This window comes from Amycolatopsis sp. WQ 127309, assembly GCF_023023025.1.
Taxonomy (GTDB): Bacteria; Actinomycetota; Actinomycetes; order Mycobacteriales; family Pseudonocardiaceae; genus Amycolatopsis.
Genome location: NZ_CP095481.1, coordinates 1,984,221 through 2,003,930 on the forward strand (window position 1 = coordinate 1,984,221; position 19,710 = coordinate 2,003,930).

Sequence of the window (19,710 nt, forward strand, 5' to 3'; positions counted from 1 at the left end):
CCTGGATCAGGCGCAGGCGTCGCGCTGGTCCCGTTGGCTCGCGGAAACGGTGACGTCGTGGTCGTCGAAGTCGGCGACCACCCGCATCCGACCGCCCAGCGCGGCGATGTAGCGCGCGAGGGTGTCCAGCTCCATCTGGCCGGGATCACCTCGCTCCAATTGACTGATCCGCGGCTGGCTCACCCCCATGCGCCGGGCGAGTTCGGTCTGGCTGACACCCGCGTCATCACGCAGCTGCGCCAAGCGAAACCCGAGTACGTACGCCTGGGTGACCTCACGCGCCGCGACGTGGGCGGCATCGACGTCACGGCCCGCTTCGCGATCGATCGCGAGCTTGTCAGCCTTGACTTCCTTCCACGATCGGCTCATCGCTCAGTCCTCCTCTCCGCTTCGCAAGTGCTCCCGGAACCGCTTTTCCGCTATCGGGATGGTGAGGTCGTACCAGCGCTTCCAGTTTCCCGCTTTGTCCCCCGCCACCAGGAGCACCGCACAACGTACGGGTCGAATGCGAACAGGATCCGGATCTCACTGCTTCCCGCCGACGCCGGCCTCAGCTCTTTCAAGAGCGAGCATGTCGATCGCTTTCTTCGACCCGATCCGCCGTGACCGGGTCTTCCCGACACAGCTCCACGAACACGAGCGCTTCGGGGACCAGAGCCCGGACATGCAAGAAGGGCGGCTCCCCAGTGGGGAACCGCCCTTCCGGCGTACTACACGACCTTCAAGCGTTCAGGCGATCACTCGCCTTCGGCTTCGCCGCCGTTCTCTTCGTGACCGGCGCCGATGCTGACCGGCGGGGCGTCCGGGATCGAGGACGGCCGGCGCTCACCGCGGAAGGTGAACTTCGCCTGGTCGTCCTTGTCCTCGGGGTTGCCGCTCCAGCCTTCGACGTCGACCAGGATGATCTGGCCGGCCTCGACCTCGCCGAAGAGGATCTTCTCCGACAGCTGGTCCTCGATCTCGCGCTGGATGGTGCGGCGCAGCGGCCGGGCACCCAGCACCGGGTCGAACCCGCGCTTCGCGAGCAAGGACTTCGCCTTCTCGGTCAGCTCCAGCTCCATGTCCTTGGCCTTGAGCTGCTTCTCCACGCGGCCGATCATCAGATCGACCATCATGATGATCTGTTCCTTGGTCAGCTGGTGGAACACGATGATGTCATCGATCCGGTTCAGGAACTCCGGGCGGAAATGCTTCTTCATTTCCTCGTTGACCTTTTGCTTCATCTTCTCGTACTTCGTGCTGACGTCGTTGCCGCCGGCGAACCCGAGCGAGACGGACTTCGAGATGTCCGAAGTGCCCAGGTTGGACGTGAAGATGAGGACCGTGTTCTTGAAGTCGACCGTGCGACCCTGACCGTCGGTCAGGCGGCCGTCTTCCAGCACCTGCAGGAGCGTGTTGTAGATCTCCTGGTGCGCCTTCTCGATCTCGTCGAAGAGGACCACCGAGAACGGCTTGCGCCGCACCTTCTCGGTCAGCTGGCCACCCTCTTCGTAGCCGACGTAGCCGGGAGGGGCACCGAAGAGCCGCGACGCGGTGTAGCGGTCGTGGAACTCGCCCATGTCGATCTGGATGAGCGCGTCGTCCTCGCCGAACAGGAACGCCGCGAGCGCCTTGGACAGCTCGGTCTTACCGACACCGGACGGGCCGGCGAAGATGAACGAGCCCGACGGGCGCTTCGGGTCCTTCAGACCGGCACGCGTACGGCGGATCGCCTGCGAGACGGCCTTGACCGCGTCCTCCTGGCCGATGATGCGCTTGTGGAGCTCTTCCTCCATGCGCAGCAGCCGGGTGGTCTCCTCCTCGGTCAGCTTGAACACCGGGATGCCGGTCCAGTTGGCCAGCACCTCCGCGATCTGCTCGTCGTCGACCTCGGCGACGACGTCGAGGTCGCCGTCCTTCCACTGCTTCTCCCGCTCGCCCTTCTGGCCGAGGAGGGTCTTCTCCTCGTCACGCAGGCGGGCGGCCCGCTCGAAGTCCTGCGCGTCGATCGCGGACTCCTTGTCGCGACGGACGTTCGCGATCTTCTCGTCGAACTCGCGCAGGTCCGGCGGCGCGGTCATCCGGCGGATGCGCATCCGGGCGCCGGCCTCGTCGATCAGGTCGATCGCCTTGTCCGGGAGGAACCGGTCGTTGATGTACCGGTCCGCCAGGGTCGCGGCGGCGACCAGCGCCGAGTCGGTGATCGAGACGCGGTGGTGCGCCTCGTACCGGTCACGCAGGCCCTTGAGGATCTCGATGGTGTGCTCCAGCGACGGCTCGCCGACCTGGATCGGCTGGAACCGGCGCTCGAGGGCGGCGTCCTTCTCGATGTACTTGCGGTACTCCTCGAGGGTGGTCGCGCCGATCGTCTGCAGCTCACCGCGGGCGAGCATCGGCTTCAGGATCGAAGCCGCGTCGATCGCGCCCTCGGCGGCGCCCGCCCCGACCAGCGTGTGCAGCTCGTCGATGAACAGGATGATGTCGCCGCGGGTCTTGATCTCCTTGAGCACCTTCTTCAGGCGCTCTTCGAAGTCACCGCGGTAGCGGGAGCCGGCGACCAGGGAGCCCAGGTCAAGCGTGTAGAGCTGCTTGTCCTTGAGCGTCTCGGGCACCTCGCCCTTGACGATGCTCTGCGCGAGGCCCTCGACGACGGCGGTCTTGCCGACGCCGGGCTCGCCGATGAGCACCGGGTTGTTCTTGGTCCGGCGGGACAGGACCTGCATGACCCGCTCGATCTCCTTGCCGCGCCCGATGACCGGGTCGAGCTTGCCCTCGCGGGCGAGCACGGTCATGTTGCGGCCGAACTGGTCCAGCACCAGCGACGACGACGGGGTGCCTTCACCGCGGCCGCCGGAACCGGTTTCGGTGGACTCCTTGCCCTGGTAGCCCGAGAGCAGCTGCAGGACCTGCTGGCGGACGCGGTTCAGGTCCGCACCCAGCTTGACCAGCACCTGCGCGGCGACGCCTTCGCCCTCGCGGATCAGGCCCAGCAGGATGTGCTCGGTACCGATGTAGTTGTGGCCGAGCTGCAGCGCTTCGCGCAGCGACAGCTCCAGCACCTTCTTCGCCCGCGGCGTGAACGGGATGTGCCCGCTCGGCGCCTGCTGGCCCTGGCCGATGATCTCTTCGACCTGCTGGCGCACGCCCTCCAGGGCGATGCCCAGCGACTCCAGCGCCTTGGCGGCGACACCCTCACCCTCGTGGATCAGACCCAGGAGGATGTGCTCGGTGCCGATGTAGTTGTGGTTGAGCATCCTGGCTTCTTCTTGAGCCAGAACGACCACCCGCCTCGCGCGGTCGGTGAACCTCTCAAACATGTGCACTCCCTCGACTGCTGCGCCGGCGGCCCGTTATCCATCCGTGCTTTCACCGCGATGGATTCAGCACCGTGAGACCACTCTAGTAGCCAACTGGTAGCGCTGGCGTACCACTACGGCTGTTCGCGGTCTTTTTCGCACCCGGACGTGGAGCACTCCGGGCGCATCCCATCATCAGGTTGCCCTGCACCTTTACGTCAACCCCAACGTGCGGACGGCCACCCGGATTCCGCCATCCGCGCGGTGTCCGCTCAACGCGAACAGGTCCGCAACATGGGAGACCCGTGAGACCGGCCACCCGATTGGCGCAGTAACGGAAAGCCTGTAAGGTTAGGCAGGCCTAATCCCCACGGCGCTAGGAGGGCCGCGGTTGAACCAGCAGCGGTCCTTCCGTGACGCACGCGAGGTCGGCGACGGCCTCGCGTCGTCGCTCCTGCGGGTCTCCGGCCTGCAGGAACGCAACGAACTGCGGCGTGACGTCCCGGTGGGCTGGATCCGCTGTTCGGAGCTGCTGGAGACGCCGGCGTACTTCGACGAGTGGCGCGGCCTGCTGGGCGACTGGCTGCTGCGCGAGCACGACGCCGCACCGGCGCGGACCACGGCCAGCTACGTGATGACCTGGTACCTGCACGTCCCGGCGTACGTCGGCGCGCTGCTGCTGCACCACGAGCGCCGGGTGCCCTCGCTGAAGCCCGGCGAGCTGGCGTTCCGGCTGGCCGACGACCGCCCCCACCCGGACGGCATGGCCGTGCTCGGCGACGACTTCTACTGCCTCCCGACGGACCCGGGATCAGCCCGCTCGGAGGCGACGGTAGTCCGCGACGAGCGGACCCTGGCCGCGGTGCTGCGGGCCCACTACCTGGCCCACGCGGCCAAGTTCGTCCAGGCGTACGCCCCGGTCAGCAGACTGGGCCGCCGTATGCTCTGGGCCGCGGCGACCGACGCGCTGGAGAACTCGCTCTGGTGGGCGGGCCGCCAAGGAGGCACCGCGGAGGCCGAAGGCGCCGGCGTAGCCGACGCGGCCCTGGTCCTCGACACGGTCTACCCGCCACTGACGTCGGCATCGACCCTGCGACTGCAGGAGGGAGCGGATGGCCACCGCGAGTGGACCCGCCGCCGCGAGAGCTGCTGCTTCTCGTACCTGCTCCCGGCCGAATCCGAGTGCGACGGCTGCCCCCGCACCTGCGCCCGCTAGCCCCCCGGCAGCGTTCGTCACCCGCGCCACGCCTCTCCCGGAACGGCCAACACGACGACGGGAGCGGCCAACACGGCACGCAGCGCCGACAGCGAGACCCGTTGCCGGCGTGTTGGCCACTTCAGGCGGCGTGTTGGCCGCTCCGGGCGATGTGTTGGCCATTCCGGGCAGCGTGCGGGCCGCTCCGGGCAGGACCACCACTCAGCGACCCCACGCCGGATCGCGACCCGCCGCCCCGAGCGCGCGGTCCAGCACAGCCGCGTCCGTCGGAACCGGTACCTCCGGGCCGTAGACGCCCATCGCGCGTGCCTGCTCGCCCATCGCCCGCGCGGACTTCAGGACCGCCGTCGCCGCGGAGGACACGCAGTGCAGCGGTCGGCCGCTCGCCCGGGCCAGGTCCCAGCCGTGCAGGACGAACTCGCCCAGGACCATGTCGCCTATCACCGCGCCGGGCAGCTCGGCCGTGCCCAGCTTCGTCGTGCCGGTCCACGCCGACGCCGCCTCGAAGATCTCCACCAGCGTCTCCGTCTGCTTCTCCAGCGCGGCCGCCCAGCCGGCCGTCACCAGCCCCGCGCCGGTCTCGCCCGCTCCGGGTGACGGCGGCTCCTCGCGCCGTCCCGCGGCGATCAGCCACGGGCCCCAGTACAGAAGGTGATTCAGCAGTCCGGAGACGTCGTAGCCGGCGCACGGCGTCGGGGCGCTCAGGTCTTCCACGGCCAGCGCGACGCTCAGGAACTCGGCCGCGGCGGGGCGCATCAACTCGGCAGTCATGCCGAGATCAAAACGGCCCGCCGCGGCGCCGTCTTGAAAGAACGCGACAGTTACCGTTGAGCCGTGGTGGAACACCGGATCCCGCAGGGCATCGTGGCCGAGGCCGCCGCCCGCACGATGTTCACCTTGACCCGGTACCCGCCGGCGCCCGAACTGGCGGAATGCGTCGAGTACCACTGGGTGCTGCACTGGGACCGGCGCGGCAAACCGCCGCACGAGCAGCGCGTGCTGCCGAACCTCGCGGTGCACGCGACGTTCTTCCCCACCGCTTCCGGGGTGTACGGACCAGGTCGTGAAGTCTTTTCACATCGGCTGGAAGGCCGGGTGCAGGGCCTCGGCGTGCGATTCCGGCCCGGGTGCTTCCGCGCGTTCCTCAACGGCCCGGTGAGTGACATCGCCGACCGCGCCGTCCCGCTCACGGACGTTTTCGGCGCGAAGGCCCGCGAAGCCGCGGAATCGGTGCGGACCGCGCCGGACGACGCGCAAATGGTCGGTGCGATCGACAACTTGCTGATCGCAAATGCGGCGGTACTCCGACCGGCGGCACGAGAGGCCGCGGCCGCGGTCGAATCAATCGCGCGGGATCCGGGAATTACCCGGGTGGCACAGCTGTGCACCGATACTGGACTAACCACCCGCTCACTGCAACGGCTGTTCGCCGAACACGTCGGATGCGCACCCAAGTGGGCGATCCGGATATACCGGCTCAACGACGCCGCGCACCGGATCGCCACCGAAGGACCAGTGGATTACGCCGGACTGGCGGCTCGGCTGGGCTATAGCGACCAGTCGCACTTCATCCGTGATTTCGCGGCGGTGACCGGTCAGTCGCCCGGCGAGTACGCCCGAACGGCCCGGACCGACCCCGGACCGGTGCCGGACAGTCACCGGACATGAAGAAAGCCGCCGGGCGAATTCGCCCGGCGGCCCCAGTCCCGCAAACCCCGCGTCAGTTCTTCTTGTGGTAGGCCTCGACGACCTCGGAGGGGATCCGGCCCCGGTCCGAAACCGCGTACCCGTTCTTGCGCGCCCAGGACCGAATGGCCTGGTTCTGCTCACGGTCGACGGCGGCCGGGCGAGCGGAGCCCTTGCCACCCGCGACCGGACGCACGGAAGCGCGCTTGCGACCACCGGCGCGGCGGGCGTGCTCGACATACTGCGCGAGCGCGTCCCGGAGCTCCTCGGCGTTTTCCGAGGAGAGGTCGATCTGGTAGCTGATGCCGTCCAAACCGAACTCGACGGTCTCTTCCGCCTCACTGCCGTCGAGGTCGTCGACCAGCGAGACGAGCACCTTCTGTGCCATCTGTTTCCTCCTGCGGGGGCTTACTCAATGATCTGGTTACGGGGCGTGCCCCGCACAGAAGACTTTGTCTGTACATTAGTACCCGCTTCCGGGTGACAGCGCAAATCTCATTGAGGTAAACCAGTAGACAACTCACACGGCCGGGTTATTCGGGCCGGGTGAGCGGGAAGAGGATCGTCTCCCGGATACCGAGACCGGTCAGCGCCATCAGCAGCCGGTCGATCCCCATTCCGACCCCGCCGCTCGGTGGCATTCCGTACTCAAGTGCCCGGAGGAAATCTTCATCCAGCCGCATGGCTTCGCTATCGCCCTGTGCCGCCAGCCTGGACTGTTCGGTGAGCCGTTCCCGTTCGACGACCGGATCGACCAGCTCGGAGTATCCGGTGGCGAGTTCGAATCCGCGCACGTAGAGGTCCCACTTCTCGGCCACACCGGCCCGCGAGCGGTGCTGCCTGGTCAATGGCGACGTCTCCAGCGGAAAATCACGCACAAACGTCGGGGCGTGCAGGTGATCTCCGACGAGATGCTCCCACAGTTCCTCGACCAGCTTGCCGTGCGTGAGCTTCGGATCCACTTCCAAGCCCCTGGCCTGCGCGAATCCGTGCAGTTTGGCGGCGGGCGTCTCCGGCGTCACCTCTTCGCCGAGGGAATCGGACAACGACTCGTACATTCCGAGTGTGGTCCATTCGCCGGAGAGGTCGTACTCCGAACCGTCGGGCAGGGTGACGACCTGGGTGTCCAAGACCGCCTGCGCGGCTTCCTGGATCAGCTCGCGGGTCATCACGGCATTGGTGTCGTACGTGGCGTACGCCTCGTAGTACTCCAGCATCGCGAACTCCGGCGAGTGCGACGAGTCGCTGCCCTCGTTCCGGAAGTTGCGATTGATCTCGAAAACCTTCTCGATGCCGCCGACGACGCAGCGCTTGAGGTAGAGCTCCGGCGCGATCCGCAGGAAGAGCTCCAGGTCGAAAGCGTTCGAATGCGTGACGAACGGGCGGGCCGCGGCGCCGCCGTGCAGCGTCTGCAGCATCGGCGTCTCGACCTCGGTGTACCCGCGCCGGTGGAACGACTCCCGCAGCGACCGGACGACGCCGGCGCGCGTGCGCACGACGTCCCGCGCGCGCGGGCGCAGGATGAGGTCGACGTAGCGCTGCCGGATCCGCGTCTCCTCGGCGAGCTCCTTGTGGGCCACCGGGAGCGGGCGCAGCGACTTCGACGTGAGCCGCCAGCTGTCCGCCATCACCGAAAGCTCGCCACGCTTGGAGGTGATGACCTCGCCGTGCACGAAGACGTGGTCGCCCAGGTCGACGTCGGACTTCCACGCCGCGAGCGCGTCTTCGCCGACCTTCGCCAGGCTGATCATCGCCTGCAGCTCGGTGCCGTCGCCCTCACGAAGGCTCGCGAAGCACAGTTTGCCCGTATTGCGCAGGAACATCACCCGGCCGGTCACGCCGACCAGATCGCCGGTGGCGGTGTCGGCCGGCAGGCCGGAATGGGACGCGCGCACGTCGGCGAGCGAGTGCGTGCGGGGCACCTCCACCGGGTACGGATCGATCCCTTCGGCGATGATCCGGTCGCGCTTCTCCCGGCGCACCCGCATCTGCTCGGGCAGTTCGTCTTCGGCGGGGTCGCTGGTGGACGCGGGGTTTTCGGTCATGGCCCATAGGGTACGAACCTCACCTGGCGCTACGCCAACCGGATTACCTTTCCTTTCCGTCCATTAACCTGGGCCGGTGAGTGATCCCACAGCGGACATCCGCGCCCGGCAAGCCGCTTCCTTCGGTTCACGCGCCGGCGCGTACGCCGAGCACCGGCCCGACTACTCGCGAGAGGCCATCGAGTGGGGCCTCGCCGGGGCGGACTGCACCCCCCGGCGGGTGCTCGACCTCGGCGCCGGAACGGGCAAGGTCACGGCGAGCCTGGTCGATCTCGGCCTCGACGTCACCGCCGTCGAACCCGACCCGGGAATGCTGGCCGAACTGTCCCGCCTGCTGCCGGCGGTGACGGCGCTGGAGGGGAGCGCGGAACGGATCCCGCTGCCCGGCGCGGCCGTCGACGCGATTTTCGTCGGCCAGGCGTTCCACTGGTTCGACGTCGGGCCCGCGATGACCGAAATGGCGCGGGTGCTGCGCCCGGGCGGGGTGTTCGTGCCGATGTGGAACTACGAGGACGAATCGGTGCCGTGGGTGGCGGAGTTCACCGAAACCGCGAGCATGGGGTGGCGCCGCCCGGACACCGACGGCGACCGGCAGCCGGCCACCCATCCGGCGTTCACATCGTTCGAGAGCGGCCGCTTCCACCACGCCCACCGGCGGACGGCGGAGAGCCTGCTCGAAACGCTGCAGACCTATTCACGCGTGATCATCTCGGACCCGGCGGAGTCCGCGCCGCTGGTCGCCCGCGTCCGCCACTTCCTGGAGACGAACCCCGCGACGGCGTCCGGCGAGTTCGACCTGCCGCTGATCACCTGGACGTTCCGCAGCCGGCGCCGCTGAAGCCACCGCCTTGACCTCCAGCAAACTGGAGGTTCCAGACTGGACCCATGCGTACCAAATCCTGGGGCCGGGCACTGATCTCCCTGACGTCGCTCGTGACCGCGGCCGGCCCCTACCGGGCCGACTGGAACGAGACCCACGTGAAGAACCCGGCCTGGCCACCGCACGCGAAGTTCCACAACGGCCAGACGATGAGCCTCGGGCTCGCGCTCGGCGTCACGAGCCTGTGGCAGCTCTGGCGGGCACCCTCGTCCCGGGAGGGGCTCGACGCGGGCGCCGCACTGGCTTCGCTGTACTGGCTGACGCAGATCTCGGCGCTGGCCTACCCGGGCTCGAAGGCCGTCGACCCGCCGGGGACGGCGAAGTTCCCGCAGGCGGCGATCGCGTTCCCGGCGCTGGCCGTGACGGCGCTGGGCTACGTTCTCGAACGCCGGCGCCTGGCGCGGGGCTAAGGGCGGATGTTGCGCTCGTAGACCAGGCGCAGCCCGAGCAGGGTCAGGTCCGGGACGTGGTCCGTGATCGTCTCCGACTCGCTGATCACCAGCGGCGCCAGGCCACCGGTGGCGAGCACCGCCACCGGTTCCCGGCCGCCCGGGGACAGCTCGCGGACGATCCGCCGGACCAGGCCGTCGACCTGGCCCGCGAAGCCGTACAGGATGCCCGACTGCAGGCACTCCACCGTGTTCTTGCCGATCACCGACCGCGGCGGCACCAGCTCGACCTTCCGCAGCGCCGCCGCGCGCGCGGCCAGCGCGTCCACCGAGATCTCGATCCCGGGGGCGAACGCGCCGCCCAGGAACTCGCCGCGGGCCGAGATCGCGTCCACGTTGGTCGACGTGCCGAAGTCGACGACGACGCACGCCGTGTCGCTGTGCAGGTGGTGCGCGGCCAGCGTGTTCGCCAGCCGGTCCGCGCCCACTTCCTTCGGGTTGTCGACGAGCAGGGGCACACCCGTGCGCACCCCCGGCTCGACGACGATCTTCGGCACTTTCGCGTAGTAGCGCGAAAGCATCACGCGCAGTTCGCGCAGCACCGCCGGCACCGTCGACAACGCGCTGATCCCCGTGACGTCGTCCGCGTGCGGGCCGAGGAGCCCGCGCACGGTCAGCGCGAGCTCGTCGGCGGTCATCCGCGCGTCGGTGCGCATGCGCCAGTCGCCTGCGAGCTCGGTGCCGGAATAGAGCCCCAGCACGATGTTCGTGTTGCCGACGTCGACGGTGAGCAGCAAGCGGGTCAGCTTTCCGCGTGCAGCAACGCGTCGAGCCGGCGGGCGTCCGCCGTCTCGGCCACCGGGAAGATCGCCGTCTCCTCCTCCGGCAGGGTCACCGTGCCGCTGAGCAGCCCGGAACCCTCCGGCGCGTGGCCGGGATCGGTGTGCCGGTGGACGATCCGGTTGTCCGCGTCGACGAACACCACGCGCGGTTCGTACGTCGCGGCCTCGGCGTCATCCATCTGGCCGTAGGAGATCAGGATGACCAGGTCACCGGGGTGCACCAGGTGGGCCGCGGCGCCGTTGATGCCGAGCACGCCGCTGCCGCGTTCCCCCTTGATGACGTAGGTCTCCAGCCGCGAGCCGTTGGTGACGTCCACAATGGACACCTGTTCCCCCGGCAGCAGGTCCGCGGCCTCCATCAGGTCCTCGTCGACGGTGACCGAGCCGACGTAGTGCAGGTCGGCCTGGGTGACGGTGACCCGGTGGATCTTCGACTTGAGCATGGTGCGGTACATCGTGGACTCCTATTCCCCTGCGTCCCGCTCCGGCTGCGCTGGGTGGTCAACCGCCGCACCGAGCAACACCGGGACGTTGTCGATCAGCCGGGTACTCCCCACCCGGGCCGCGATCAACAGTCTTGCTTCACCATCGACGGGCGCGGGCCCGAGGTCGGTTCCCCTCAACTCCAGGTAATCCACCTCGACCGCGGGCCGCGCGGCGAGGGTCTTCCACGCGGTCTCGAGGACCGCTTCCGCCCCGTCCCGGCCGACGAACGCCCCCGCGGTGAGGGCGGCCGACAGGACGATGGCGTCCTCACGCTGCTCAGGCGTGAGGTAGACGTTGCGCGACGACAGCGCGAGCCCGTCGCGTTCACGCACGGTCGGCACGCCGATCACGTGCGTGCCGATGTTCAGGTCGCGCACCATCCGCTTGATCAGGACCAGTTGCTGGTAGTCCTTTTCGCCGAAGAGCGCGTAGTCCGGACGGAGCAGGTTGAACAGCTTCGCCACGACGGTCAGCACGCCGGCGAAGTGGCCGGGCCGGACGACGCCTTCGAGCTCGTCGCCGAGCGGACCGGGGTGCACGGTGACGGCGGCACCCTCGGCGTACAGCGCGTCGGCGGCCGGGGTGAAGGCGATTTCGACGCCGTCCTCGTCCAGCACGGCCAGGTCGGCCTCCAGCGGACGCGGGTAGGCCTCGAAGTCCTCGCCCTCGCCGAACTGCAGCGGGTTGACGAAGATCGACGTGGCCACGACGTTGTTCGGCAGCCGCTTGGCGCGGCGGATCAGCTCGCGGTGCCCGGCGTGCAGCGCGCCCATGGTCGGCACGAGCGCCAGCTTGCACCCGACGCCGTGCAGGGCCCGGCTGACCTGGCTCATCTGCTCGGGCGAGGCGAAGGTGTTCAGGGTGCCGCGGCTGAATTTCGGTGTGGTCACTGGTCTGGATGCCCTTCGGCGGGATCGTCGAGGAGGTCGGTGAGTTCCTTGGCGGCCGCGGTGTCGAGCAGCCCGGCGGCCACGGAACGCTCCGCCGTGCGCTTGGCCAGCGCGCGGTAGGCCGGTGCGACGTCCGGCGCCCGGTCCCCCAGCACCTCGAGGTGCTTGCGGACGGTGCCGATGTCGCCACGGGCGACCGGGCCGGTGAGCGCGCGGTCGCCGTGTCGGAGCACATTATCCAACGCGGCCGAAAGCAGTGGTGCGACCAGGCGTTCGGAATGCCCGATTCCCGCTTCGCGCAAGACTTCCGCGCAGTCCGCGACCAGCGTCATCAGGTGGTTCGCGCCGTGGGTCAACGCAGCGTGGTAGAGCGCTCGCGCGGAGTCGGGGATGCGCACGGGCTCGGCACCCATCTCGACGGCCAGCGCTTCGCCGACGTTCCACGCCGCTTCGTCGTCGGCCGTCGCCGTGACGCCGATGCTGCACGCCGCCAGCCGTTCGAGGTCTTCCTCGCGGCCGGTGAACGTCATCACCGGGTGCAGGGCCAGCGGGAGCGCCCCGGCCTCGGCCGCGGGCGCCAGGACGTCGATGCCCTGCGCGCCGGAGGTGTGCACGACGATCTGGCCCGGTCGCAGCGACTTGGTGGCGACCAGGCCGCGGACCATGCCGGCCAGCGCGTCGTCGGGGAGGGCGAGCACGACCAGGTCCGCCCGCCGGACGGTTTCGTCGGGCGGCAGGATGGGCACGTCGGGGAGGAGGCGTTCGGCGCGGGCCAGCGACGCGGCGGACAGGCCGGACGCGGCGACCACCGTGTGGCCCGCCCGGGCCAAGGCGGCACCGAGCACACTGCCCACCCGGCCGGCGGAAACGACCCCGACCGCGAGGCGAGCAGGTCTCATCATGGCGTGCGCCTGTGGACGCTCATGGTTGGCAGACTCCCTCTGCTCTCGTTCCAGTCCCGCTCCGGGTACCGGACGACGGCGCGAGACTAACTCGGCTGAGCGTGGACCGTTGAGCCCGGGTGACAAGCTTCACCCGGACCGGTTCACCCTTGTGGCGCTTCCTGGGCGAGCCGGGTGGCTTCGGCGCGGGCGGCCTTCAGCGTGCGCAGCAGCTCCTGCTGGCGTTGCCGGTCGACCGCGGTGTGCAGCTCCTGGCGGTCCAGGAACGCGAGCTCCGTGACGCTGGCCTGGTACACGGCGACGGCCTTCGCGGCCTGCTTGCCGGACTGGCGTTTCGCCTGACGGCGCCAAGCGCGGCGGCCGGGCAGGCTGGCCAGCAGCTCGACCTCCGACGGCGCGATCCACCGCGCCGCGGCCATGTGCGGCAGCGCGGCTTCGATGATCCGCTGCTCCCGCCGTCGCTGCAGGATGACCAGGTAGACCACGCCGAGGAACAGCGGCAGCATGATCAGGAAGTACACGGTCAGGAACTTCGACCCGCCCAGCAGCGCGGCGCTGTTCCACAGCGCGTGCAGGCAGACCGCGGCCAGGTAGCCGGCGACCGGCGCGATGATCCGCAGCGCCTTGGTCGTCGTCCGGGCGGCGATGCCGATCCCGATGCCGGTGAGCACCGCGAACAGCGGGTGCGTGAACGGCGCGAGCACGCCGCGCAGGAAGAACGCCGTGATGACGCCCTGGCTGTGCCCGTCGCCGAAGCCGTAGTCGTAGAAGGCCCGGCCGAAGTAGTAGATGTTCTCGGTGAAGGCGAACCCGGCCGCGCTGAACCCGGCGTAGACGACGCCGTCCACGACGCCGTCGAACTCGCTGCGGCGGCGCCACAGGATGAGCACCACGAAGAGCGCCTTCGCGGCCTCCTCGACGACCGGCGCGGACACCAGTGCGGCGACGGTGTTGCCGCTGCCCTTGCCGAGCAGCTCGTCACCGACCGCCTCGGCGGTGGTGTTGATCAGCAGCGCGGTGATCGTCGCGATGCAGGCGCCCCAGGCGAACGCCAGCAGCAGGAACTTCGCCGGCTCGGGCTCCCAGCGGTCGACCCACAGGAAGCCCGCCACCACCCCGGCGACCGGCACCAGCGCGGCCAGCACGCCGATGGTGACGGCCAGCGGGCCGACCCGCGCCGTCGCCAGGCCGAACAGGAACAGGCCGCACAGGGCGACCACGATCAGCCCGAGCACCGGCAGCAGCACGGTGATCCGGCGAGGCCGCCGTCCGCGATCGAGTCCCGTCGCGGGCGAGAGGGTTCCGCTCACAGCGGGTCACCCTACGCAGACCGGACACGGACCGGAATGCGAACCCCGGGTGTGGCCCGGCGGGGCCGTCGCGGCCACCACCCGGCTCGCCTCAGTCCTCGGCACGCCGCCTGCGGCGCGGGGTCGAACCGGTGCCGCCGTTGGCCGCCAGCAGCTCGCTGACCGACCGGCCGGTGTTGTGCGACCCGCTGCCCGGCACCTCGGTGGAACGGTGGCCGTTGCGCGGGGCCTGGCCGTTGCCGTTCCCGTTGCTGTGGCCGTTCTGGCCGTTCCCGTTCTGCCCGTTGCCGTTCTGGCCGTTGCCGTGCTGTCCGGTGCCGTTGCGCTCGAGGTCGGCCGGGTCGACCGGCGTCATGTTGCGCCGCGACAAGGACGCGCGTTCGGCGACCATGCCTTCCCAGGCCGGCGGTTCGCCGTCCGGACGGCGACGGCGGCCACCCGACGGCTCGGGCGGCGGCGGGGGCACGGCGGGCATCACCTGCGAGTCGTCCGGCTTCCGGCGGCGGCCGCCGCCGGTGGAACGGCCCTGGAAGCTGCGCATCGACTCCGGCAGCGTCGGGTTCACCGGCGCCTCGGCCTGGGCCGCCGCTTCCGTGGGAGCGCGGTGCGAACCGTGCGAACCGTGCCGGGACGGCGGCTCGTCGAGGATCGGCGACATGTCGGGCCGCGAGAACTGCTCGAGGCGCGACGGACGGCGGCCGTCGGCGGCCGGCACCGGCGTGGTCGGCGGCACGGCGGGCGGCAGGTTGGTCCGCGACGGCGGGCCGGTGCTGGGCACCGGCATCGTCATCGGGACGACCGGGAGGTCGGTCCGGGACCCGGCCGGGTCCCGGCGCGCCACGGCCGGCAGGTCGGTGCGCGACCCGGCCGGATCGCGCCGCGGCACGGCAGGCAGATCGGTCCGCGAGCCGGCCGGATCCCGCCTGGGCACCGCCGGCAGGTCGGTGCGCGATGCCGTGGCGTCCCGCGGCATCGGCGGCTTGCGGTCGGCGGGCTTCGGCTCCGGCGGCTTCGGCCGGTTGGGCCGCTGCCGCTCGGCGAAGTCGTCGCGGTTCTGGAACGCCGCGCTCAGGTCGGCCACCGGGCGCTCGACCGGCCGGATGTCCGACCGGGACATCTCGGACGGCTTCGGCGGCGGCACGCTGGCCGCCGGACGGCCCTGGAGCGGGCGCGCGGGCGGCTCGGGAGCCTTCCGCGGATCGGGGCGCGCGCCGTTCGGCTTGGGGACGCGCGGCAGGTCGGACCGGGACATCTCGACGCGCGGGATGTCGGGCCGGGACATCTCGGCGGGCCGCATCTCCTGGCGCGACCGCTCGGCGGGCCGCTGCCGCTCGACACGGGGCAGGTCGGACCGCGACACCTCGACGCGCGGGATGTCCGGACGCGACATCTCCACACGGGGGATGTCGGGGCGGGACATCTCGACGGGCCGCATCTCCGAGCGCGAGATCTCCGCGCGGCGCGCGGGCGGCGGCTCGGGACGGCGGATCTCGGTCTTCGGCTCCGGGCGGCGGACCTCGGTACCGGGGTCGGGGGTCCGCGGCATCTCCCGGCGCGTCGGCTCGGCGGGGGCTTCGGGACGGCGTTCGGGCTGCTTGGCGACCTCGGCCGGGTCCGGCAGCCGCATCGGCTGCGACTCGGCCTGGCGGCGGGCCGCCTCGGCGCGCAGCTCGGCGGCCTTCAGCTCGCGCTGCGCGGCGTTCAGCGCCGGGTCGACCTCCGGCACGGGCGGACGGCGGTCGCTCAGCGGCTTCGGCCGGGCGATCTGCTGGGTGCTCTGGGCGTTGACGTTGGCCGGGGCCTTCGGGCCGGTGCCCGGCTTGCCGCCGAACCCCTTGCCCTTGCCGCCGAACCCCTTGCCGTTCGCGGGCTTGCCGTTCGACGCCTTGCGGCGGCGCTCGTCGAGCACGCGGTCGATCAGCTCGGTCGGCCGTTCGCCGCCCTCGGGCACGGGCTTCTTCGCGGCCATCAGCTGCGCCGGCTTCTTCTTCGGGGCGCCGTCGGGGATCATCCGGTTGTCGTCGGAGACCTTGCGCATGCGGGTCGCCTGCGCAGTCAGCGCGACGCGTTCGAGCAGCACCTCACCGCCGAACAGCGACTGGAGGCTGTCGCGCAGCGCGGAGACTTCGACGCGCAGCGCCTCGAGCTCCTCGCGGCCGCGGGAGTCGGCCGTCGTGCGGTTCTCCGCCTCCACCTCCAGTTCGTACTCGCGCCGGGCCGCGATCTCGCGTTCCAGCTCCAACTCGTACACAGCCTGCGCCTCGGAGACCGCGTCCTCGCTCTGTGCCGCGTGCTTGCGGTACTTCACGGCGAGGAACGCGCCGATCAGGGCAGCCCAGAGGGCGGCGACGATCCCGAGTCTGAGGTACTTGAGATCGTTGCTGAGCACCAGTGCGAGGGTGGCTCCGATGGCGAGGACGAATCCGACAACAAGCCACGGCCTACCCAGAAGGCGGCCGCGCGAGTCGTCACCCACGCCGGTCATGACTGACACCGTACCTGCTCGTAATCCGAACGAGACCTACTCGGTCCAGCGAGCGGTGGGATTCGAGCGCTAACCGGTCGTCCCGCGGGTCCGTTCACGGGGCTGGTCGCGCGGGGTCCGGCAGCAGTGTTCGAGCCACAAACCCGCTGCTACCAGCAGTGCCGCGGAAACCACGCCGACCACCGCGGCCCGGGTGTCGAGAACCGCGGCGACGAGTTCGTCACGTCGGGGAAAAAGGTAGGCGAGCGCCGCGAGCCAAGCACCCGCCATGAACGCGCCAGCGAGTGACGAAGCCTTCGCCAAGGCCACCGATCGGGCGATCCCGATAGCGGCAACGACGCGGCCGTTCCTGATCCGGGAGCGAACCCGGAACGCGAGCACGGCCTCGATCACGGCGAGCACCGCGAACGTGACGCCGGCGAGCAGCGGCAGCTGGGGCAGCGAGCCGTAGGCCATCTGGAAGAGCAGGTAACCGAGGACCAGGCCGAGTACCCCGGCCACCACCAGGTCGCGAGGCCGGGTGAAGTGCATGTGCCAACCGTACCGGGGCGCGCCCTGGCGCACCCGGACCCGCGCCTAGCCTTGACTCTCCACCGACTGGAGAGTTCACCATGCGTCTTGTGGGTACCACCGCGATCTTCACCATCGGCGAGCTGGCCAGGCGCACGGGCCTGCCGGTCAAGACCATCCGGTTCTACTCGGACGAGGGCCTGCTGCCCCCGACCGACCGGACGGACGCCGGCTACCGGCTCTACGACGCCACGGCCATGGCCCGGCTGGAGCTGGTCCGCACCCTGCGCGAGCTGGGTCTCGGCCTCGCCGACGTCGAAGCCGCCCTGTCGCGCTCCGCGACGGTCGGCGAGCTGGCGAACCGGCACGTCGAGGCGCTCGACGAGCAGATCCGGCGGCTGCGGCTGCGCCGGGCGGTGCTGCGCGCGGTGGCCAAGCGTGATTCCGAGCTGGAGGAAGTGAACCTGATGAACCGTCTCGCGTCGTTGTCCGACGAGGAGCGCAAGCGGCTGGTGGACGAGTTCTGGGACGAGATGGTCTCGGGGCTGGAGATCGACCCGCAGTTCTACGCGCGGATGCGCGCCGGGAAGCCCGAGCTGCCGGACGACCCGTCGCCCGAGCAGCTGGAGGCGTGGATCGAGTTCGCCGAGCTCGTCCAGGACCCGTCGTTCCGCGCCTTGATCCGCGAGCTGAGCGAAACCCAGGCCCGGCAGATCGCGGACGGCGAGTTCCACCCGCCCGCGGACGCCTGGCAGCAGAACTGGCCGGGCTGGGTCTCCCGCGCCGAAGCGGCCGCGACGGCCGGAGAATCGCCGACGTCGGAGGCGGGGCAAACGCTTGCGGCCGACATCGCGACGGCCACCGCCCGCCCCGGCCAGGACGCGACGTCACCGGAGTTCCGCGCGGAGATGGCGGACCGCTTCGCCGCGAGCGGCGACCCCCGGGCCGAGCGCTACTGGCAGCTGCTGGCCACCGTCAACGGCTGGCCCCCGGTCCCGACGGCCCAGCCCGCGGTGCGGTTCATGATCGCGGCTCTGCGCGGCTGACCGCACGAGGACCGCAGTTCGGCGACGAACCGGGGGTGGGCGGTAACGGACACCCCCGGTTCACCGATCTTTATGCCTTCAAGTCGAGATCGGTCCGCCGGACCGAGCCGACGTCCGACGCCGGACGCGCGGCCAGCAGCGTGGCGAGCGGGCCGTGGCCGGGCAGGATCGCGTCCGGCTCGATCTCCAGCCACGGGACCAGCACGCTCGCGCGCTCCGGCGTGCCCGGGTGCGGCAGCAGCAGCTCCGGGTCGGCGGAGGTGACGCCGTCCACCGTGACGACGTCGACGTCCAGCGTCCGCGGCCCCCACCGCAGCTCGCGCACGCGCCCGGCCGCCTGCTCGGCGGCCTGGCCGGTGCGCAGCCACGCCCAGTGGTCGCGGCCCGGGTCGTCGACGACGCAGACGGCGTTGAGGAAGTCCGGCTGGTCCTCGACGCCCCACGCCTTCGTCTCGTACACGCTCGACACCGCGACCAGCGCGGGCCGGACGGCGTCCAGCGCGAGCTTCAGGAAGCCGAGCCGGTCGCCGAGGTTGGAGCCCAGGGAAAGGACGGCGCGGCTCACCGGTCGCGCCGGACCGTGACGGCCACGTCGTCGAAGGTCAGCGGGATCGGCGCCGACGGCTTGTGCACCGTCACCTCGACCGCGCCGAGCCGCTCGTCCCGCATGACCGCGTCGGCGATCGTGCCGGCGACCTTCTCGATGAGGTCGTACGGCTCACCGGCGACGATCCCGGCGGCCAGCTCGGCCAGCTCGCCGTAGTGCAGCGTCTTGGTCAGGTCGTCCGACGCGGCGGCGGGCCCGAGGTCGAGCCACACCGTGATATCGATGACGAACTCCTGGCCGTCCCGCTTCTCGTGCTCGAACACGCCGTGGTGGCCGAACACGCGCAACCCGGTCAACGTGATCCGGTCAGACATCCGGAGAACCCTTCCACCACGCCGCGGCCACCGCGACCGCGTCCAGCGACGCCCCGACCTCGTGCACCCGCACACCCCAGGCCCCGGCGGCCGCGGCCAGGGCCGAGATGGCCGCGGTCGCGTCCTCCCGGCCGTCCGGCGACCGCGGCGTACCGTCCTTTTCGGACAGCAGCCGGCCGAGGAACCGTTTGCGCGAAGCGCCGACGAGCACCGGGAAACCCAGGGAGAGCACCGAGTCCAGCCCCCGCAGCAACGCCCAGTCGTGCTCGGCGTTCTTCGCGAAACCGAGCCCGGGATCGAGCACGATCGCACTCTCGGACACGCCGGCCGCGAGCGCGTCGTCCACCCGGGACAGCAGCTCGGACCGGACTTCGGCGACGACGTCTTCGTACTGCGCGAGGGCCTGCATGTCCTCGCTGTGGCCCCGCCAGTGCATCAGCACCCACGGCGCCCCGGACTCGGCCGCGACCCGCGCCATGTCCGGATCGGCCAGCCCACCCGAGACGTCGTTGACGACGTGCGCCCCCGCCTCGAGCGCCGCGGCGGCGACGGCCGCACGCGTGGTGTCGACCGACACGGCCACGCCTTCACCGGCGAGCGTCCGGATCACCGGGAGAACCCGGGCCAGCTCGGTCTCGGCGTCCACCCGCAGCGCCCCGGGCCGCGTCGACTCCCCGCCGACGTCGATCAGGTCGGCCCCCCGCGTCCACATCGCCCGGGCGTGCTCCAGCGCCTGGTCGACGTCGAGGTAGCGGCCACCGTCCGAAAAGGAATCCGGGGTCACGTTGAGCACGCCCATCACGACGCACCGCCCCGGCGCGGGAAGG

At 70.6% G+C, this 19,710-nt stretch carries 20 protein-coding genes; 5 read left to right on the forward strand and 15 right to left on the reverse strand.

The features are described from left to right. Positions 1-6 precede the first annotated feature (6 nt). Both MUY22_RS08855 and MUY22_RS08865 read right to left on the reverse strand, forming a co-directional pair. Positions 7-369, reverse strand: coding sequence for a helix-turn-helix transcriptional regulator (locus MUY22_RS08855; RefSeq protein WP_247058786.1), 363 nt, complete (start codon positions 367-369; stop codon positions 7-9). 368 nt (positions 370-737) lie between these two features. Continuing rightward, positions 738-3,296, reverse strand: a complete 2,559-nt coding sequence (locus MUY22_RS08865; protein WP_247058787.1) for an ATP-dependent Clp protease ATP-binding subunit — start codon at positions 3,294-3,296, stop codon at positions 738-740. Positions 3,297-3,666: 370 nt separating this feature from the next. Here MUY22_RS08865 and MUY22_RS08870 point away from each other — a divergent pair, with 370 nt between their 5' ends. Continuing rightward, a complete protein-coding gene (locus MUY22_RS08870; protein WP_247058788.1) occupies positions 3,667-4,491 on the forward strand; it encodes a (2Fe-2S)-binding protein in 825 nt (274 codons plus the stop codon). Between the two features lie 201 nt (positions 4,492-4,692). Here the strand turns inward: MUY22_RS08870 and MUY22_RS08875 are convergent, their stop codons facing one another. Further along, a complete protein-coding gene (locus MUY22_RS08875) occupies positions 4,693-5,262 on the reverse strand; it encodes a TIGR03086 family metal-binding protein (protein WP_247058789.1) in 570 nt (189 codons plus the stop codon). Between the two features lie 63 nt (positions 5,263-5,325). Here MUY22_RS08875 and MUY22_RS08880 point away from each other — a divergent pair, with 63 nt between their 5' ends. Further along, positions 5,326-6,159, forward strand: a complete 834-nt coding sequence (locus tag MUY22_RS08880) for a helix-turn-helix domain-containing protein (RefSeq protein WP_247058790.1) — start codon at positions 5,326-5,328, stop codon at positions 6,157-6,159. 52 nt (positions 6,160-6,211) lie between these two features. Here MUY22_RS08880 and MUY22_RS08885 read toward each other — a convergent pair whose 3' ends face one another. Together MUY22_RS08885 and lysS are read right to left on the reverse strand one after the other, a co-directional pair. Beyond that, on the reverse strand, positions 6,212-6,565 hold the full coding sequence (locus tag MUY22_RS08885; RefSeq protein WP_247058791.1) for an Lsr2 family protein: 354 nt from the start codon (positions 6,563-6,565) through the stop codon (positions 6,212-6,214). Positions 6,566-6,710: 145 nt separating this feature from the next. Beyond that, a complete protein-coding gene (lysS, locus tag MUY22_RS08890) occupies positions 6,711-8,222 on the reverse strand; it encodes a lysine--tRNA ligase (RefSeq protein ID WP_247058792.1) in 1,512 nt (503 codons plus the stop codon). A gap of 76 nt (positions 8,223-8,298) precedes the next feature. Between lysS and MUY22_RS08895 the strand changes: the two genes are divergently transcribed. Together MUY22_RS08895 and MUY22_RS08900 are read left to right on the forward strand one after the other, a co-directional pair. Further along, the gene (locus MUY22_RS08895) at positions 8,299-9,060 is read left to right on the forward strand and encodes a class I SAM-dependent methyltransferase (RefSeq protein WP_247058793.1); all 762 of its coding nucleotides are present in this window, start codon (positions 8,299-8,301) and stop codon (positions 9,058-9,060) included. Between the two features lie 47 nt (positions 9,061-9,107). Beyond that, positions 9,108-9,512 (forward strand): DUF6640 family protein, encoded by a 405-nt coding sequence (locus MUY22_RS08900; RefSeq protein WP_247058794.1) that lies wholly within the window; start codon positions 9,108-9,110, stop codon positions 9,510-9,512. On the opposite strand, the gene MUY22_RS08905 is transcribed toward MUY22_RS08900, so the two are convergent. The 7 genes from MUY22_RS08905 to MUY22_RS08935 all read right to left on the reverse strand — a co-directional run bounded on the left by MUY22_RS08905 (position 9,509) and on the right by MUY22_RS08935 (position 16,937). Further along, on the reverse strand, positions 9,509-10,288 hold the full coding sequence (locus MUY22_RS08905) for a type III pantothenate kinase (protein ID WP_247058795.1): 780 nt from the start codon (positions 10,286-10,288) through the stop codon (positions 9,509-9,511). The two genes, MUY22_RS08900 and MUY22_RS08905, sit on opposite strands and share 4 nt — an antisense overlap. Before the next feature lie 5 nt (positions 10,289-10,293). Further along, positions 10,294-10,788, reverse strand: coding sequence for an aspartate 1-decarboxylase (gene panD, locus MUY22_RS08910; RefSeq protein ID WP_247058796.1), 495 nt, complete (start codon positions 10,786-10,788; stop codon positions 10,294-10,296). 9 nt (positions 10,789-10,797) lie between these two features. Next, positions 10,798-11,709, reverse strand: coding sequence for a pantoate--beta-alanine ligase (gene panC / locus MUY22_RS08915; RefSeq protein ID WP_247058797.1), 912 nt, complete (start codon positions 11,707-11,709; stop codon positions 10,798-10,800). Further along, complete coding sequence (locus MUY22_RS08920; RefSeq protein WP_371827663.1) at positions 11,706-12,665, reverse strand: Rossmann-like and DUF2520 domain-containing protein; 960 nt, start codon at positions 12,663-12,665, stop codon at positions 11,706-11,708. The genes panC and MUY22_RS08920 overlap by 4 nt, the downstream gene beginning before the upstream one ends. 89 nt (positions 12,666-12,754) lie before the next feature. After that, positions 12,755-13,858, reverse strand: coding sequence for a PrsW family intramembrane metalloprotease (locus MUY22_RS08925; RefSeq protein WP_247063760.1), 1,104 nt, complete (start codon positions 13,856-13,858; stop codon positions 12,755-12,757). Between the two features lie 154 nt (positions 13,859-14,012). Continuing rightward, the gene (locus MUY22_RS08930; protein WP_371827596.1) at positions 14,013-16,406 is read right to left on the reverse strand and encodes a DUF6779 domain-containing protein; all 2,394 of its coding nucleotides are present in this window, start codon (positions 16,404-16,406) and stop codon (positions 14,013-14,015) included. Between the two features lie 69 nt (positions 16,407-16,475). After that, a complete protein-coding gene (locus MUY22_RS08935) occupies positions 16,476-16,937 on the reverse strand; it encodes a DUF3180 domain-containing protein (RefSeq protein WP_247058800.1) in 462 nt (153 codons plus the stop codon). Positions 16,938-17,026: 89 nt separating this feature from the next. On the opposite strand from MUY22_RS08935, the gene MUY22_RS08940 reads away from it, so the two are divergent. Beyond that, the gene (locus MUY22_RS08940; protein ID WP_247058801.1) at positions 17,027-17,962 is read left to right on the forward strand and encodes a MerR family transcriptional regulator; all 936 of its coding nucleotides are present in this window, start codon (positions 17,027-17,029) and stop codon (positions 17,960-17,962) included. Positions 17,963-18,032: 70 nt separating this feature from the next. Here MUY22_RS08940 and folK read toward each other — a convergent pair whose 3' ends face one another. From folK to folP, 3 genes are read right to left on the reverse strand one after another with little or no spacing between them, the layout of a single operon-like run. After that, on the reverse strand, positions 18,033-18,527 hold the full coding sequence (gene folK, locus MUY22_RS08945; RefSeq protein ID WP_247058802.1) for a 2-amino-4-hydroxy-6-hydroxymethyldihydropteridine diphosphokinase: 495 nt from the start codon (positions 18,525-18,527) through the stop codon (positions 18,033-18,035). Then, positions 18,524-18,883 carry a dihydroneopterin aldolase gene (folB, locus tag MUY22_RS08950; RefSeq protein ID WP_247058803.1) on the reverse strand — a complete coding sequence of 120 codons (360 nt, stop codon included), beginning with the start codon at positions 18,881-18,883 and terminating at the stop codon, positions 18,524-18,526. Before folB ends, folK begins: the two co-directional genes overlap by 4 nt. Then, positions 18,876-19,682 (reverse strand): dihydropteroate synthase, encoded by an 807-nt coding sequence (gene folP, locus MUY22_RS08955; RefSeq protein ID WP_247063762.1) that lies wholly within the window; start codon positions 19,680-19,682, stop codon positions 18,876-18,878. Before folP ends, folB begins: the two co-directional genes overlap by 8 nt. Between the last annotated feature and the right edge of the window lie 28 nt (positions 19,683-19,710).

Bases quoted from the DNA above. Each gene is read 5' to 3' on its own strand.
- MUY22_RS08900 (WP_247058794.1), top strand. From the start codon at position 9,108: ATGCGTACCAAATCCTGGGGCCGGGCACTGATCTCCCTGACGTCGCTC.
- MUY22_RS08855 (WP_247058786.1), bottom strand. From the start codon at position 369: ATGAGCCGATCGTGGAAGGAAGTCAAGGCTGACAAGCTCGCGATCGAT.
- folP (WP_247063762.1), bottom strand. From the start codon at position 19,682: ATGGGCGTGCTCAACGTGACCCCGGATTCCTTTTCGGACGGTGGCCGC.
- panD (WP_247058796.1), bottom strand. From the start codon at position 10,788: ATGTACCGCACCATGCTCAAGTCGAAGATCCACCGGGTCACCGTCACC.
- lysS (WP_247058792.1), bottom strand. From the start codon at position 8,222: ATGACCGAAAACCCCGCGTCCACCAGCGACCCCGCCGAAGACGAACTG.
- MUY22_RS08875 (WP_247058789.1), bottom strand. From the start codon at position 5,262: ATGACTGCCGAGTTGATGCGCCCCGCCGCGGCCGAGTTCCTGAGCGTC.
- MUY22_RS08865 (WP_247058787.1), bottom strand. From the start codon at position 3,296: ATGTTTGAGAGGTTCACCGACCGCGCGAGGCGGGTGGTCGTTCTGGCT.
- MUY22_RS08935 (WP_247058800.1), bottom strand. From the start codon at position 16,937: ATGCACTTCACCCGGCCTCGCGACCTGGTGGTGGCCGGGGTACTCGGC.
- MUY22_RS08885 (WP_247058791.1), bottom strand. From the start codon at position 6,565: ATGGCACAGAAGGTGCTCGTCTCGCTGGTCGACGACCTCGACGGCAGT.
- MUY22_RS08930 (WP_371827596.1), bottom strand. From the start codon at position 16,406: ATGACCGGCGTGGGTGACGACTCGCGCGGCCGCCTTCTGGGTAGGCCG.
- folB (WP_247058803.1), bottom strand. From the start codon at position 18,883: ATGTCTGACCGGATCACGTTGACCGGGTTGCGCGTGTTCGGCCACCAC.